The 13,166-nt window shown below is 57.8% G+C and carries 23 protein-coding genes; 20 read left to right on the top strand and 3 right to left on the bottom strand.

Features of this window, described 5'->3' with window-relative positions; translation table 11 throughout:
- The first annotated feature begins 433 nt into the window (after nt 1-433).
- From ACI77D_RS27100 to ACI77D_RS27110, 3 genes are read left to right on the top strand one after another with little or no spacing between them, the layout of a single operon-like run.
- A complete protein-coding gene (locus ACI77D_RS27100) occupies nt 434-706 on the top strand; it encodes a hypothetical protein (RefSeq protein ID WP_407017858.1) in 273 nt (90 codons plus the stop codon).
- A 15-nt stretch (nt 707-721) separates the two neighbouring features.
- Nucleotides 722-1,162 (top strand): hypothetical protein, encoded by a 441-nt coding sequence (locus tag ACI77D_RS27105; RefSeq protein WP_407017859.1) that lies wholly within the window; start codon nt 722-724, stop codon nt 1,160-1,162.
- Complete coding sequence (locus ACI77D_RS27110) at nt 1,149-1,349, top strand: hypothetical protein (protein WP_407017860.1); 201 nt, start codon at nt 1,149-1,151, stop codon at nt 1,347-1,349. The genes ACI77D_RS27105 and ACI77D_RS27110 overlap by 14 nt, the downstream gene beginning before the upstream one ends.
- A gap of 233 nt (nt 1,350-1,582) precedes the next feature.
- On the opposite strand, the gene ACI77D_RS27115 is transcribed toward ACI77D_RS27110, so the two are convergent.
- Complete coding sequence (locus ACI77D_RS27115; RefSeq protein WP_407017861.1) at nt 1,583-1,885, bottom strand: hypothetical protein; 303 nt, start codon at nt 1,883-1,885, stop codon at nt 1,583-1,585.
- A gap of 198 nt (nt 1,886-2,083) precedes the next feature.
- Between ACI77D_RS27115 and ACI77D_RS27120 the strand changes: the two genes are divergently transcribed.
- The 11 genes from ACI77D_RS27120 (at nt 2,084) to ACI77D_RS27170 (ending at nt 6,937) form a co-directional block, all read left to right on the top strand.
- The gene (locus ACI77D_RS27120) at nt 2,084-2,521 is read left to right on the top strand and encodes a hypothetical protein (protein WP_407017862.1); all 438 of its coding nucleotides are present in this window, start codon (nt 2,084-2,086) and stop codon (nt 2,519-2,521) included.
- Entirely contained in the window at nt 2,518-2,709 is a 192-nt protein-coding gene (locus ACI77D_RS27125) for a hypothetical protein (RefSeq protein ID WP_407017863.1), read from the top strand. Before ACI77D_RS27120 ends, ACI77D_RS27125 begins: the two co-directional genes overlap by 4 nt.
- The gene (locus ACI77D_RS27130) at nt 2,706-2,900 is read left to right on the top strand and encodes a hypothetical protein (RefSeq protein WP_124378401.1); all 195 of its coding nucleotides are present in this window, start codon (nt 2,706-2,708) and stop codon (nt 2,898-2,900) included. The genes ACI77D_RS27125 and ACI77D_RS27130 overlap by 4 nt, the downstream gene beginning before the upstream one ends.
- Complete coding sequence (locus tag ACI77D_RS27135; RefSeq protein WP_262387760.1) at nt 2,897-3,268, top strand: hypothetical protein; 372 nt, start codon at nt 2,897-2,899, stop codon at nt 3,266-3,268. Before ACI77D_RS27130 ends, ACI77D_RS27135 begins: the two co-directional genes overlap by 4 nt.
- A gap of 157 nt (nt 3,269-3,425) precedes the next feature.
- The gene (locus ACI77D_RS27140; RefSeq protein WP_407017864.1) at nt 3,426-3,665 is read left to right on the top strand and encodes a hypothetical protein; all 240 of its coding nucleotides are present in this window, start codon (nt 3,426-3,428) and stop codon (nt 3,663-3,665) included.
- Between the two features lie 31 nt (nt 3,666-3,696).
- The gene (locus ACI77D_RS27145) at nt 3,697-4,506 is read left to right on the top strand and encodes a hypothetical protein (RefSeq protein WP_407017865.1); all 810 of its coding nucleotides are present in this window, start codon (nt 3,697-3,699) and stop codon (nt 4,504-4,506) included.
- A complete protein-coding gene (locus tag ACI77D_RS27150) occupies nt 4,506-5,249 on the top strand; it encodes a hypothetical protein (RefSeq protein WP_184742040.1) in 744 nt (247 codons plus the stop codon). The genes ACI77D_RS27145 and ACI77D_RS27150 overlap by 1 nt, the downstream gene beginning before the upstream one ends.
- The gene (locus tag ACI77D_RS27155; RefSeq protein ID WP_407017866.1) at nt 5,246-5,809 is read left to right on the top strand and encodes a siphovirus Gp157 family protein; all 564 of its coding nucleotides are present in this window, start codon (nt 5,246-5,248) and stop codon (nt 5,807-5,809) included. The genes ACI77D_RS27150 and ACI77D_RS27155 overlap by 4 nt, the downstream gene beginning before the upstream one ends.
- A 7-nt stretch (nt 5,810-5,816) precedes the next feature.
- Nucleotides 5,817-6,059 carry a hypothetical protein gene (locus ACI77D_RS27160; RefSeq protein ID WP_407017867.1) on the top strand — a complete coding sequence of 81 codons (243 nt, stop codon included), beginning with the start codon at nt 5,817-5,819 and terminating at the stop codon, nt 6,057-6,059.
- Nucleotides 6,056-6,526: a hypothetical protein gene (locus tag ACI77D_RS27165; RefSeq protein WP_407017868.1), complete on the top strand. Its 471-nt coding sequence runs from the start codon at nt 6,056-6,058 to the stop codon at nt 6,524-6,526. Before ACI77D_RS27160 ends, ACI77D_RS27165 begins: the two co-directional genes overlap by 4 nt.
- A gap of 69 nt (nt 6,527-6,595) precedes the next feature.
- The gene (locus tag ACI77D_RS27170) at nt 6,596-6,937 is read left to right on the top strand and encodes a hypothetical protein (RefSeq protein ID WP_407017869.1); all 342 of its coding nucleotides are present in this window, start codon (nt 6,596-6,598) and stop codon (nt 6,935-6,937) included.
- Here ACI77D_RS27170 and ACI77D_RS27175 read toward each other — a convergent pair.
- Nucleotides 6,926-7,162, bottom strand: coding sequence for a hypothetical protein (locus tag ACI77D_RS27175; protein ID WP_407017870.1), 237 nt, complete (start codon nt 7,160-7,162; stop codon nt 6,926-6,928). The genes ACI77D_RS27170 and ACI77D_RS27175 overlap by 12 nt on opposite strands.
- A gap of 120 nt (nt 7,163-7,282) precedes the next feature.
- Here ACI77D_RS27175 and ACI77D_RS27180 point away from each other — a divergent pair, with 120 nt between their 5' ends.
- Together ACI77D_RS27180 and ACI77D_RS27185 are read left to right on the top strand one after the other, a co-directional pair.
- Nucleotides 7,283-7,915, top strand: a complete 633-nt coding sequence (locus ACI77D_RS27180; protein WP_407017871.1) for a hypothetical protein — start codon at nt 7,283-7,285, stop codon at nt 7,913-7,915.
- A gap of 471 nt (nt 7,916-8,386) precedes the next feature.
- The gene (locus ACI77D_RS27185) at nt 8,387-10,447 is read left to right on the top strand and encodes a DNA cytosine methyltransferase (RefSeq protein ID WP_407017872.1); all 2,061 of its coding nucleotides are present in this window, start codon (nt 8,387-8,389) and stop codon (nt 10,445-10,447) included.
- 31 nt (nt 10,448-10,478) lie between these two features.
- Here ACI77D_RS27185 and ACI77D_RS27190 read toward each other — a convergent pair whose 3' ends face one another.
- The gene (locus tag ACI77D_RS27190) at nt 10,479-11,318 is read right to left on the bottom strand and encodes a DUF2971 domain-containing protein (RefSeq protein WP_407017873.1); all 840 of its coding nucleotides are present in this window, start codon (nt 11,316-11,318) and stop codon (nt 10,479-10,481) included.
- Nucleotides 11,319-11,352: 34 nt separating this feature from the next.
- On the opposite strand from ACI77D_RS27190, the gene ACI77D_RS27195 reads away from it, so the two are divergent.
- Genes ACI77D_RS27195 through ACI77D_RS27210 form a run of 4 tightly spaced genes read left to right on the top strand, consistent with a single transcriptional unit; the run spans nt 11,353 to nt 13,119 of the window.
- Nucleotides 11,353-11,994, top strand: coding sequence for a hypothetical protein (locus tag ACI77D_RS27195; protein ID WP_407017874.1), 642 nt, complete (start codon nt 11,353-11,355; stop codon nt 11,992-11,994).
- Entirely contained in the window at nt 11,991-12,302 is a 312-nt protein-coding gene (locus ACI77D_RS27200; RefSeq protein WP_407017875.1) for a DUF4406 domain-containing protein, read from the top strand. Before ACI77D_RS27195 ends, ACI77D_RS27200 begins: the two co-directional genes overlap by 4 nt.
- Complete coding sequence (locus tag ACI77D_RS27205; RefSeq protein WP_407017876.1) at nt 12,299-12,565, top strand: hypothetical protein; 267 nt, start codon at nt 12,299-12,301, stop codon at nt 12,563-12,565. Before ACI77D_RS27200 ends, ACI77D_RS27205 begins: the two co-directional genes overlap by 4 nt.
- A complete protein-coding gene (locus tag ACI77D_RS27210; RefSeq protein ID WP_407017877.1) occupies nt 12,562-13,119 on the top strand; it encodes a hypothetical protein in 558 nt (185 codons plus the stop codon). Before ACI77D_RS27205 ends, ACI77D_RS27210 begins: the two co-directional genes overlap by 4 nt.
- The last annotated feature ends 47 nt before the right edge of the window (nt 13,120-13,166 follow it).

Genomic DNA, 13,166 nt, shown 5'->3' on the forward strand with positions numbered 1-13,166 from the left:
GAAAAATTATAAGCATCCTTATTGACGCATAAAATAAGCGCGCTTATATTTGACTCATCGCAGCGATACACAGCCACTGCGAAGGGCCTCCGCCCGCCGCTCTTTAAAAACCTGAAATCTTCGCGGATCGATCCCCGGAAACGGGAAGCCCTTGAGGCATCGCCAAAACGGCGAACAGCGCGAAAAACAAATTCGATCCCCATGCCAGCTCTGGAACTGGCCGTACTCACCAGATGTGAGTACGCGAAATCACGCAAGCCGGTCGGCGAAGAACACCGTCCACGAAATGTGTGACGCCGGCCAGAGATATGAATCGGGCGATGCGCGTGGTGGAGAAACGAACTACCGAGGATTTCTCGGGGGTTCAACTGGACAGCATCACTGAGCAGCCTTCTAGCGAGGGCTGCTTGGGATGACAACCAGGAGCATCAGCATGCAAATCAATCAGAAGAAAACGGTGCAGGTCGACGTGACTGAGCTGCACCTCCACATCAAGGTCCGCGACGGGTTCGCGGCTGGCCTGAAAGACGCACAGGGCGATGAAGTCGGCAGCTATGAAGGCTACGTGCCGGATTTCTTCCCCGGAGAGCACTACGGCGATTACCTGATCCTGAACATCGACCTGGAGACAGGCCAGATCAAGAACTGGAATAAGCCGGTCGCCGCCGACATCGAAAAAATGGTCGAGGCGAGCGACGGCGACTGACGGACCTTTTCACTGATGCACCTGGTTACCCGGGTGCATTGGGAAAACAACCGGGAGGCTCAGATGAAAATCTGCTCCATGTGCAAGCAATCGCTCCCCCTCGACGAGTTTTACAGAGACTCAAGCCGAGCCTGTGGACGGCGCCCAGCTTGCAAGGCTTGCTCAAAGGCAGGGCTGAGCAAGGCTAAGCAGAAGGCGTATTACCAAGCCAACAGGGAAGCCCGAAACGCTTACGGCAAGGCCTACTACCAGGCAAACAAAACCCAGGGGAAAGACCACGCCAAGCGAAGCCTGAAAATGTCCGTCGATAGGCTGGATGACACTTACATCAAACAGATCCTAGTGAAGTTCACGACCCTAAAACGGTTCCAGATTCCTCAGGAGCTGGTTGAGCTTAAGAGGCTGGAGCTGTCAATAAAACGTAAAACGAAGGAAATGCTCGATGAAGAACGCTGAAGAATTACGCAGGAACTTGGCCGACGTTTTCCGCCAATTGCAGGCCGGCGAACTGAAGCCGGCTGAAGCGGCCGAACTCGCCAATCTCGGCGGCAAGATGATCAACAGTGCCAAGGTACAGGTCGAGTATTTCGCGCTTCGCAAAGAGGCGCCGCGGATTGCATGGCTTGAGCAGGACGCCGAATAGGACAACCAGCGCCACGACAGCCTGTCGTTAACAGCCCTATACCGGTGATGGTTGAGGTCCTGGGTGGTCAGGACGAACCCGGTTAACCCACCCGATACTCCCTATGAGAGCGCATCGGGGTGTGATCTGAATCCTCCCGCCAAGCAGCAAGTTTCCGTGCAGCGAGACCCGAGCTATGAACACGGTTGATGCATGATTGGGTGCCTGCCAGATCACATCCCAATGCGAAAAACTTAGAGCACCTCAAACGTCCACTTGGCAATTTCTGCATCATTTGGGCGAATTGTTAAGTTCAAAACGATATCGGTTTTCGAGCCGTTTGGTGATGAAGCTGGCATGCAAAAAACTGGGCCGTAGATATTAGGGCAGTCTGCCAGGTGCAGCGTATTTGCGAGGGGCGTGAAAAGCGCGCTGAGCTTTGCCCGCAGCATCTGTTCAACAGCGTCAACATCCAATTCTGGATCTACGCGCTTCGCATCATGAAGCAATTGAGCAGTGGCCCTCAGGTTTCCCTTATCGATAAAAAACTTGTACATCACAGCATCCTTTTAATTGGCTTGGATCCATTCTGACCCAGCCCAATAGTGCCACAACGCCACTAACAAAAGATCTAGTTCCCTCTCCCAGCTCGACAGCCCCCGAATGCACTCCCCTCCGCGCCCAACGGCAAGCAGCGGAGCGGATGAGTGCATCCGAGTTTTGTTGGATCAACACCCGCCACCTTGGAGGCGACCATGAGCGCAGCATTGAATATTTGCCAGGAGCGTTACGACGCTCAGTTGCCTCCAGAGGTCAGCGAGAGCGACGAGGTAACTGACTGGCTTGAGCATTCGGCGGAGCGCCTGGTGTGCGGCGTCGACATTAAGTGGAAGCGCCGCTACGGCCAGCCGCAGGTTGTGACGTTCGACCGGTTCTGCACGGTGCTGCAAGGCCACCTGAACCAGCGCCAAATCGACGGTCTGGACCAGCGCGATTCGTTTGCCCGCCTGCTGCTGTCGGCAATGCTCGGCAGCCAGAGCGATGCCCGGTCTCACGCCGCAGACCTGCTGGGCCAGCAACGCCCGATTGAAGCGGTCGAGAAGATCGCTGTAGCACTGCTGAGTTCGTATGCCGAAGACGCGATAGCGGCGGAACGGGAAGAGCGCGAAGACGACGTGGATGCCGATGTATGAGCCCGCACATCCTGATCGATGAGGCACTGGAGGCACTGCAACACCCCAGTAGCGAGCCGGGCGCCCAAGCCGTCGTGGCGCGGATGATCACGAGCATGCTCACCGGCGACGCAATCACCGTCGAAGAATTCAACCACTACTGCCAGCGCCTGCTGAAAATCACCAGGCAGCGCAAGGAGGCTGCATGACCACCGCACCGGTTAAATCGCTGATTGATGAGCAGCTCGATGACGTTGAGTCGAAGCTGATCATGCTGGGCTTCGGCCTCCCCTTCAATGAAGTGATCGGCCAGCCGCGTGAGCGTGCCGTGGCCACCTTGCCGAAGCGCCTGGCGGCGACCATGAAGGGCGGGCGGATCGCGGTGAGGGTTCGGCCGTGAGCTTCTTTGAAGACAATATCGAGGACGGCAGCCACTGCATGAGCTGCTGCGAGTTCATCGGAGAGGATGTTGGTTACACGCGGTGTTGCCGGAACTGTGGTGGCGAAGGCAGTGAGCCAAACCCTGAAGGTCACAAGAAGCGCATGAAGGCCGAAGCCATGCAGCGTTTCGACGGCTGGCTCGCACGCACCGGCATCGCCCACAAGAAGCACAACAACGGCTACCACGTCGTGCTTACGCTTCCCGATGGGCGAATGATCGATTGCTGGCCCAGCACGAAAAAATGGCAGTTGCGCGGGCAACGCATGAGCCGAAACGGTAAGGCGCTGCACGAATTGGTGTTGCAGCAGTTGAGGCCCTGGCCATGACCACCCGCCAGCGCCACCGGCGCCTACTCATCTGGCGCGGCTCCTTCCCTGTCCTCGCCCTCTTCACCTTCCTGATGTTGCTCAGCGCCCTAGCTGATCGAATCACTCAATAACCAATACCTCACAGCGCCCCGCAAGGATGGCGCGGGAGATAGTCATGCTCGCAGCTATTGCAGATCGCATCCGTTCCAAGTCCTACGAACTTCCCCTGTCCCGCGATTACGTCCGCCATTGGGGCCTGAAAGAGGCCATCCGGGAGCTGGTCCAGAACGCCCTGGATAGCGAGTCGCCGTTTGAATATGCCTTCGCCGAAGGCCAGCTGTTTATCACCAGCCGTTTTGCAAGACTGGAAGCCAGCACCCTGGTGCTGGGCAGCACGATCCGACGCCATAGGTAGTTTCGGCGAGGGCTACAAGATCGCCCTGCTGGTGCTGGCCCGCAACGGCTACGACGTCAAAGTCTGGAACGGCAACAAGCAGTGGGTACCTGAGTTCCGGCATAGCGATCAGTTCGACGCAGAGGTGCTTTGCATCAACGAAACCCCGGCACACCGACAGAATCAGGGTGTTGAATTCGTTGTCTCCGGTCTTACCGAGGATGACGAAACGGAAATCCGCAGCATGTGCCTGCGCATGCAGCCGCCGATGAGCGACGTGATCGGCACCAAGTACGGCCACATACTGCCATCCCGGCCTGGAAAGCTTTACGTCGGCACGCTGTTTGTTTGCGACACCGACCTGACCTACGGCTACGACATCCTCCCCGAACACCTGCAGCTTGAGCGTGACCGCCAGACGGTCAGCGGCTGGGATTTGAAACAGGTATCCAAAAACGCCTGGATCGACACCGGGCGCCTGGATGAGGTGGCGGAGAAGATCGAGGCCGGAATTTCTGACGTTGAATATGTCGAGTACGGCAGCACCGAGCTTGTGCGGGAGGCCTGCTATAGGTTGTTCCAGCAGAAACACCCCGGCGCCATTGCCGTTCAATCCCAGGAAGAGCTGAACAACCTGGTCAAGCAGGGCATGACCAACACCGTGGTCGTGCGCGGGGCTTACTACTCCCAGGTTGCCAATTCGACCTCGTACAAACAACAAGTATCCCACGTCGTTGCCATCCAGACGCCCAAAGCGGCCTTGGAAGAATGGTATCGCGACAACAAAAAATATATGAGCAGGCTGCCCGCGGCGTCCTTTAAGGAACTGGCCAAGCGCGCGGACGGCTGGAGGAATAAGTAATGTCTGAGAACACCAGGATATGGGATCAGGTCGAAACTACCGACCCCGAAGTCACCAAAAAATTTACCGGCGCAGGTGGTTTCAAGGGTACTGCCATCAGGCCCACTTACCTGATGCATCGAGCCACAGAGCTCTTTGGCCCGTGTGGCGAAGGCTGGGGCTGGACTGTCCTTGAGGATCGCTTCGACGAAGGCGCTCCGCTCCAGGCACCGACGAAAGAGTGGCCAGGAGCTCCGATGATCTGCGCAAAGGTACACACCGTAAAAGTAGAGCTTTGGTACACGGGCAAGGCCGGGCAGAAATGCACAATCCAGCAGTACGGCCACACACCATTTGTATACCTGCAGCAGGGGAAAATCCTGACTGACTGGGATACGGCGAAAAAGTCCCTCACCGATGGCATCGGTAAGTGCCTGCAAGCCCTGGGCTTCGCAGCTGACATTTACCTGGGCATGTTCGACGACCCCACCTACGTCGACACCATCACCGAAGAATTCAAGATTGAGAAGGCTGAAGACAAAGACGCCGAAATTCTGCGCCAAAAACAGGAGCGCATTGACTGGCTCGCCTCGGCTGTCGAGACCATCGGCAAGGCGGTAACCGCCTACGAGTTGAAAACACTGAACGTGAAATACATCCGCGAAGCCACTCGCCGCAATGAGCCCGCGTTCATCGCCCGCATCACTCGCGCATTCGAAGAGCGCAAAGCCAGCCTTGAGAAAGGTACGGAGGCAGCAGCATGACTCAACTCTACGCACTCACCGGCAAACTCGCCGAACTCCAGGCCATGGCCGACACCGATGATGAAGGCCTGAAAGAGGCCCTTCAGCACGCCATGGACGAGGTTCAAGGCGACTTCAACATCAAGGCCGACAACATCGTCATGTTGCGCCGCAATATCGAAAGCGACGTCACGGCCATTGAAAACGAAATCGAGCGCCTGGCCGAACTCAAGCGGATCAAGACCAACAGTGTTTCGCAGATCAGCGATTACCTGCGCCGAAACATGGAAGCAGCCAACATAAAGTCCATCAAGCGTCCGCTATTCACCATCACCCTAGCCATGGGCGGCGAGCGGGTCATCGTGGACAACGAAGACGCCGTGCCGGACGAATTGACGTCTGTGAAATCGAGCATCACCCCCGACAAAAAGGCCATCGCCGCCAAGCTCAAGGAAATCCGAGATCATAACGAGTCGGTCCGCAAGCGCATGGCTGCAGGTGAGGATGCCGAACACGAACTGCTCGAAGAGCCGAAATGGGCTCACCTAGAGCGCGGCGACAGCTCGATTCGCATAAAGTGAGGCCACCATGATCAGTCTTAACCTCTACGCGGTTCGAGAAAAACAGATTGAATCTGATCGGCTTGCGTCGGCGGTGGCCGACTTTTGGAAGTCGCCCGGTGGTAGTTACAAGAACGTGCCACCTGTCAAACCTAAACCTCCGCCCGAGCGCCGTAACTGGATAGACCCTGAAACTGTACTCAAGCGCCGCAAACCGCCCATCACGCGGGACGAGCGTAAGGCGCCGCGCAAACTCGCGGAGGCATTATGAGCAAGCGCAAACCCCACAACTTCAAAGCCCGCATTGACCGGTCTTGCCGGTCGCTGCTGGCTACCCACCACGTCGCGGTGGTCAACATCGACCCCAGCGGCCGCCAGCGCATGATCAATTACAAGTCGCTGAAGAACATCGCGCCGGGGAAGATTGGCCAGGCCGTATGCGGCATCCCGCACCGGTGGACGATCTACCTAAGCGCGCTTTGCATCGACGCCCGCGGCGACCGGTACAACAAGTCGGTGGAGGTAGCGCCCGATGGCGTTTACCTCTCCGACCACCTGGAAGACGTGATCGAGCATTGCTACAAGAAGCTGCGCGACGAGGCCAACCAAAGCCAGATGGTGGCCTCGGGCTGGATCGCGATACCCGAAGCGATATCGCTGGACGAGGCGCACGCCGCGCGGATCTTCGAAGCGGTCGGTGCCTGGCGCCAGGTCAAGGTCGATTCATGCGCCGCATAGCCCGCACCCAGCAACGCAAACGACAAACCTGGCTCGCACTGCCGGCCAGCGGAATAGAAGAGGTAGGCCATGGCTGCAGTACCCCTGAAAGAACGCTCGGCCAAGTCTTCCAGAAAGCGTGTGGCACTTGCCGAGGAAGAGTTGAGGCTCAGGGTCCGCCCAGGCACCCGGAAAGCGCTGGCCGACCTGATGGAGTGGTCAGGCATTACTGAGCAGGGCGAGGCAATGACGCTGATGATTCATCACCTGCATGCGATGGGCGCTGCGAAGTGCCAGCCTCTACTGAATCCGCCGCGCCACGAAATCGAGATATCTCAAAACGTGGCGCGGGAGTTCCTCAATAAAAGCCTGCTCGCCATACAGAAAGACCCGGGCGACGAGATCATAGAGCCGCACAATTCAGGCGATTAGCGTTTCAATGTATCTACGTCCCATTGAGTAGCCATGCTCGAAAGCCTCATCGAGGGTGGCTTGCGGCTCATGAGATGCAAGAAGCTCAGTCTCGGGCAGTCCATCCTTCGATACTTGGTATTGAACCGTGAATTTCTCTGCGGTGTTCTCGGAGGGAAAGTGGATCACAACGAGTATTTCGTAATCCTTGAATTTGCGAGTCTCGCGGCTGACTTTATCGTTCATCGCTGCACCTGCTTTATGAGTAGAAATCAGACCTTAAGTCGTTTTGTCAGCTTCTTGTATACCCCCACCCTACTCGCTGCATCCGGTAACCGGAGGGCGGCGCCTGACTGGAGATAATCCATGGACGATCAGTTCTACCTACAAGACAGCCGCAGTCACGTCGGTGATGGCCTGACCTTCCACGGAAAGTCGCACCGCGGCTACTACACCGACTTGGACAAGTGCGAGCTGCACACCAAAGAAAAGGCCTGCGGCCACCGTGACACCGACATCCCATGGCCGAAGCAGTACATCGACGAACGCGCCCACTATGGCGTCGACTGCCAGTTGATGGACGAACAAGCCAGCAACTCCATGCTGGAGCCAGGGTGCCGCGTCTACCTGCAAGTGCCAGGCAGTTGGAACGGCAATGACGTCTACTGGATCGGCTGGAGCAGGGGTCAAGTCACCGCTGATCTTGGCCGCGCCTGCAATCTGAATCTGGAACAATCGCGGATTGAGTTCGCCGCCGAACTCACAGCCGGAACGCGAAAACTATGGTCTGCCGACTACATAGATTCCATTCGCCGACGGTTGGTTTGGCGCCAGGACGTTGATCTTAAGCAGGCACTCCGCGGCACCGGCATCAAATTAGCGAAACCGAAAAAACCACGGGGAGAAGTTTTCAACTGTGGCGGTTGCGGCCGGTTCGTCAGCGACATGCAGCGCTATCGCGAAGACTGCCGGAACTGCGGGGCAAGCAACACGCCTTGAGTGTATTAAGCCTATAGAGTGGGCGCTGATCCAATCGGGAGCAAATCTCCAAACCCCCATACCGCTGTCCCGATGAGTACCACCGCGATCGCGATTCGACCGAACCAGACAATCTGCGAATAGTACCGTGCTCGCGTGGCTGTATAGCTGTTGTCAACCATCATGCCCGGGGTCAAGACCCCCATCATGTCCGCTGATTTTAAGTGAGCAAGAAACGCAATACCCGCCATTACTGCGCCAGACCGGGAAATCCAAAGACTCGGTTTATCCAGAGTGGAAACCAGTATTAGCGTGGCGATTGGAGTGGCTAACGCCAATAGAGTGTAAAAAATGAACCACCTCCTATGTTTAAGAATTTCTTTCTCATAGAGGCACTCAACTGCACCCATCTGTTTCTCCTTGATCCGGCTCCATGCCGGTCACCCGTAATACCCCATATCAACGAATCACGCCAGCCGGCGAGGATCCCCTATGTCCGCACAACAGAAGAAACACCCCTTCGATTTCAAAACCCAATACGGACTCAGCTTCAACCCTCAGGACGACGAGATCGTTGTCGACTTCTTCTGTGGTGGTGGCGGCGCCGGTACCGGGCTGGAAATGGGACTGGGCCGCGCGGTGAACGTGGCGAAGAACCACAGCCCGCAAGCGATCAGCATGCACACCGTTAACCACCCCGGCGCCCAGCACTTCACTACCGACGTGTTCGAGGGTGATCCAGACACCGAGTGTGGCGGCAAGGCCGTCGGCTGGTTCCACATGTCACCGGACTGCACGCACCACAGTCAGGCGGCCGGCGGGCAACCGCGCAAGCGCGAGATCCGCAACCTTTCATGGATCGGCCTCAAGTGGGCAGGCATGAAGCGACCCCGGGTGATCAGCTTGGAGAACGTGAAGCAGATCCTTCAGTGGGGCCGCTTGATCGCCAAGCGCGACAAGGCCACCGGCCGCGTGGTGAAACTTGGCGGCGACGTTGCGGCACCTGGTGAGGTTGTGCCGGTGGGCCAGCAGTTCCTGATCCCTGACCCCAAGCAGCGCGGCCGGACCTGGCGCCGATTCGTGGCCCTGCTGGAAGGCATGGGCTACGTCGTTGAATGGAAAGTCATCAAGGCCTGCGACTTCGGCGCGCCGACCAGCCGGGAACGTTTGTTCATGATCGCCCGGTGCGACGGCCAGCCGATTGTGTGGCCGGAAGCGACTCACGCCAAGAACCCCGCCAGGGGCCAGCAAAAGTGGAAAACCGCTGCTGAATGCATCGACTTCACCGACCTGGGCAAAAGCATCTTCGGCCGTAAGAAAGACCTGGCCCCGGCCACCCTCCGCCGTGTTGCCAAGGGCATGAAGAAGTTCGTCATCGATAGCGCGGCGCCGTTCATTGTGCCGATTGCCAACTGGTCAGGCGAGACTGTGCAATCGGCCGACGAGCCGCTGCGCACCGTCACCTCCTATCCGAAGGGCGGCGCGTTCAGCGTGGTCAGCCCAATCATCGCACCGGCAACGCACCAGGGTAGCGACCGAATCAATGACCCGCTCGACCCTCTGCCCACGGTGACGTGCGCGAATCGCGGTAAGCTGACGCTGATCAGCCCAACGCTGATTCAGTCGGGGTACGGCGAGCGCGCAGGACAAGAGCCAAGGGTGCCGGGCCTGGATCAGCCGCTGGGGACGGTTGTAGCCGGGGGAGTCAAGCACGCACTGGCTTCGGCCTGCATCGTCCAGGCCGGGCACGGCGAAGGTTCTGGCGCAAACAAACGCCGCTCCCACGGGGTCAATGACATCTGCGGGCCGGTGGGCACCGTCACTGCAAGCGGCGGCGGGCAGTCCGTCAGCACGGCGGTGATGATCCAGGCGAACGGCGGATTCAACACCACGCACGCCAAGGGCATGCACGAACCCATGACCACGGTGACCAACACCGGCAGCCAGCAGCAACTGGCCGTGGCGAACCTGGTGCACCTGCGGGGCAACTGCGATGCACGCGACTTGAATGACCCGCTGCACACCGTCAGCGCCGGCGGCCAGCACCACGGGTTAGTCAGTGCATTCATGGAACGGGCATTCGGCGGCAGCATTGGCCAGGGCCTGGAAGAACCGGCGCCGACCATCACAGCCGGCGGCGGTGGCAAGAGTTCGCTTGTTTCGCTCACCCTGTCGCCTGAACACGAAGCCGGTGCCCTGCGCGTCGCCGCCTTCCTGATCAGCTACTACGGCACCGAGAACATCAGCGCTTGCGACTCGCCGGCGCCGACGATCACCACTAAGGACCGCCTGGCCATGGTCACCGTGATGGTCAAGGGCACGCCCTACGTAATCGTCGATATCCGCCTACGGATGCTGAAACCGGCCGAGCTGTACAAGGCCCAGGGCTTCCCCGCCGACTACATCATCACCCACGGCGCCGACGGTCAGCCGTTCACCAAGACCCAGCAGGTGCACATGTGCGGCAATAGTGTCAGCCCGCCGCCGATGGCAGCGCTGGCACGCGCCAACGATCCATGGCGCGCCGAAGAACGTCAAGCCCGGGCCGCGTAACACCACAACTCTACCGCCCGGGCTTACCCGGTTAAGGTGCCCTGTATGGTATCGCAGACTTAATGACTTTGACGCAATGCTGCTTACTTTCAGCGTAAATACTACTACTTAGAGACTGACTTTGGACGAAGGCGCTCATTGAGATATACGCAAGCTCCTGGTCGCGCATAGGCCCGACATGTATTGCCTTTATCGCTTTGACGGGGATCTCTTGCTCGACATACGGAATCAAATTATTCCCTTTAGCCCTAAACAAAACTTTAAGCCGTTGATTGAACATCGGGTCCTTATCGTGACCAAGTACTAGGCGGACCTCGCGCTCTTCTGAAAAGCTGGAATCTTTGAATGTTGCAGCTAGTGACACAAGATTTGCAACTGCTTCAAAACTTGGAGCACCACAAAGTCCGTCGTCTTTCATCTCATTTGCAACGACTTCCAGGGCATCCAAAGCTCCATATGATGCCTGCGTATTTTTTTCGTCAACATCATATACGCAAGATTTTAGATGTAGAGGAATATCATCCGATTCAAATTCAACGGCATAGCTCCCATAAGCTCTCCACTGACTCAATAAATCGCATTGTTCGCTGAATGAGCAAACGTACACGGGACGTCTTTCAGACTTAAAATATGGCCCCAGCCCGAGATCCTGCGCTAAGTATCCAGCAGCAAGCTCTAAACATTCATGCCTATGAGAGAAGTGTTTCTTTTGATGTTCTAAAGAATTAATTATTCTTTCTACCCCATCATGCATTTCTTGAGAGTCATTCAGAAATCGAGAATCTGTCAGCCACATTTTTCCATTTTCAATAATAGACTTGACGGCATTGACATCCGTGTAGTGAAAAAGCCGCATTTTAATCTCCAACATTAATATCCGCACAATATACCGTCGAGGTACTCCCATGCCCACAGAAAACAATACGGCAGATTCGCTGCAGGTTGAGCGCTCGACAGTCACGAAGCTCGTCATCACCGGCGCGCCGCGACTCGATCCGATCACCGTGTTCCTCGAGGACTTCGGCCGGCGCGACTGCCCGATTGACTCGAACCCAAACTACCAGACCGCCCAGGGCAAGATTACCATCAACTGCTGGGACAACAGCTGGAACACCTACTGGGGTGGGATGCGCCCGCGCACCGTCGCCGAGTTCGTCGCCGACTGCGGCTGGGACTACATCCTAAGTTGCTTGGATCGCGGCATCAGCTCCACAGTGTTCAGCGGCAACGCTCTGCACGCCCTGGCCCAGAAGTGCATCCTGCAGCGCCGCCGGCAACGTACAGGCCGCCATGAGTGGGAACTGGGCGAGCTGAGCAAAGATGAAGCCCGTGAGCTTTGGCATGACATAGATGTGTTGCGCAGCATTGAGAGCCCGAGCGAGTGCTGGCATCAAAGTGCGCTACTGACTGAGCTGTTCGGCGAAGAATGGCATTACCCGCTCGACGGCAATGCGGTCGAAGAGAACCACAAATTCACTTACCTTCGCCGAGTGGTCGAGGCAGTCCAGGCGGCGCTGGGCCAGGAACAGCAGCAGGTGGCAGCATGAAGCGCATCTACCTCAGCGGCCCCATGACTGTCCTGCCCGGCCTCAACTTCGCCGCCTTCCACGCCATGACCACCAACCTGCGCGCCGGCGGCCACACCGTCACCAATCCCGCCGAGATCAACCCAGACGGCGGCACCTGGAACGACTGCATGCGCCGCGACATTGCTGCCCTGATGGATTGCGACACCGTGGCCACCCTGCCCGGCTGGGAGCATTCAAAGGGTGCCTGCCTGGAAGTCCTGATCGCCGAACGCCTCGGCATGACGGTTGTTAATGCCCATGACCTCGTAACGAGGGAAGCCGTATGAGCGAAGTGAAGAAGTGGTACATCGGCGTCTACGGCGGAGAAGCTCAAGCAAGGCCTTGCTCCCCTGCTGAGTTCGAGATAGTCCGTGATCGTGATCGTCGGTATTTCGTCATCGAAGACGACTTCGATCGCGTGGCCGCCGAGCGTGATGCCCTGCAACAGCGCCTAACCACAGCGGATCAGCAGATAGATGATTTGCGGGCTGAACTCGCTGCTGTACGTCTGGGCCCCTGCGAGATGATAGTCGGAGACGAATTGCCATGACCGGCCAAACGATTAACGGCGTGCCGCGTGAGCTGCTGGAGCTTGCGATGCTTGAACTGACCGATAGCTTTTCCTGGGCAGGCGAGCTGCGCGCCCTGCTGGATGCGAAACCTGAAACCGTGGCAGGCCATCACCCTGCATGCCGGGCCGTGAATGACTACAAGCCGAGAGTGCAGCCAAGGCTGCAAGCCAGCCGCCGAGCCCAGGGCGAGCCGGTGGCGTGGATGGACCCGCGCTCGCCGGAAATGCACGCGACCATTTCCAACGAAGTCACACAGCACAGCCTGAAAATCGGCGGCGCGCCAACAGCCGCCGTGAATGGCTACTCAATCCCGCTCTACACCGAGCAGCCCGCGCGGGTAGCGGTGGCATCGCTGGAGGTGGTCGGGCGTCAGTGCTTTCCGTCCGAGGCAATGAAGGCAGTGCCCGGCTATAGGAAAAAGCCCTGGGTAGACGGTGATATTAACCAGGTGCAGTCTGAGCCTGGGTTTTACCGCGTCGAACCACTGGTGCGACTTTCTGACGTGATCGGCCTGAACGCAAAATCCCGATAGGAGTACATCCGTACTCCACCCGCAAAACCTGTAACCCCTCCCCCTTC

Origin of the sequence: Pseudomonas sp. O39 (assembly GCF_045447295.1) — a bacterium.
Classification (GTDB): domain Bacteria; phylum Pseudomonadota; class Gammaproteobacteria; order Pseudomonadales; family Pseudomonadaceae; genus Aquipseudomonas; species Aquipseudomonas antarctica_A.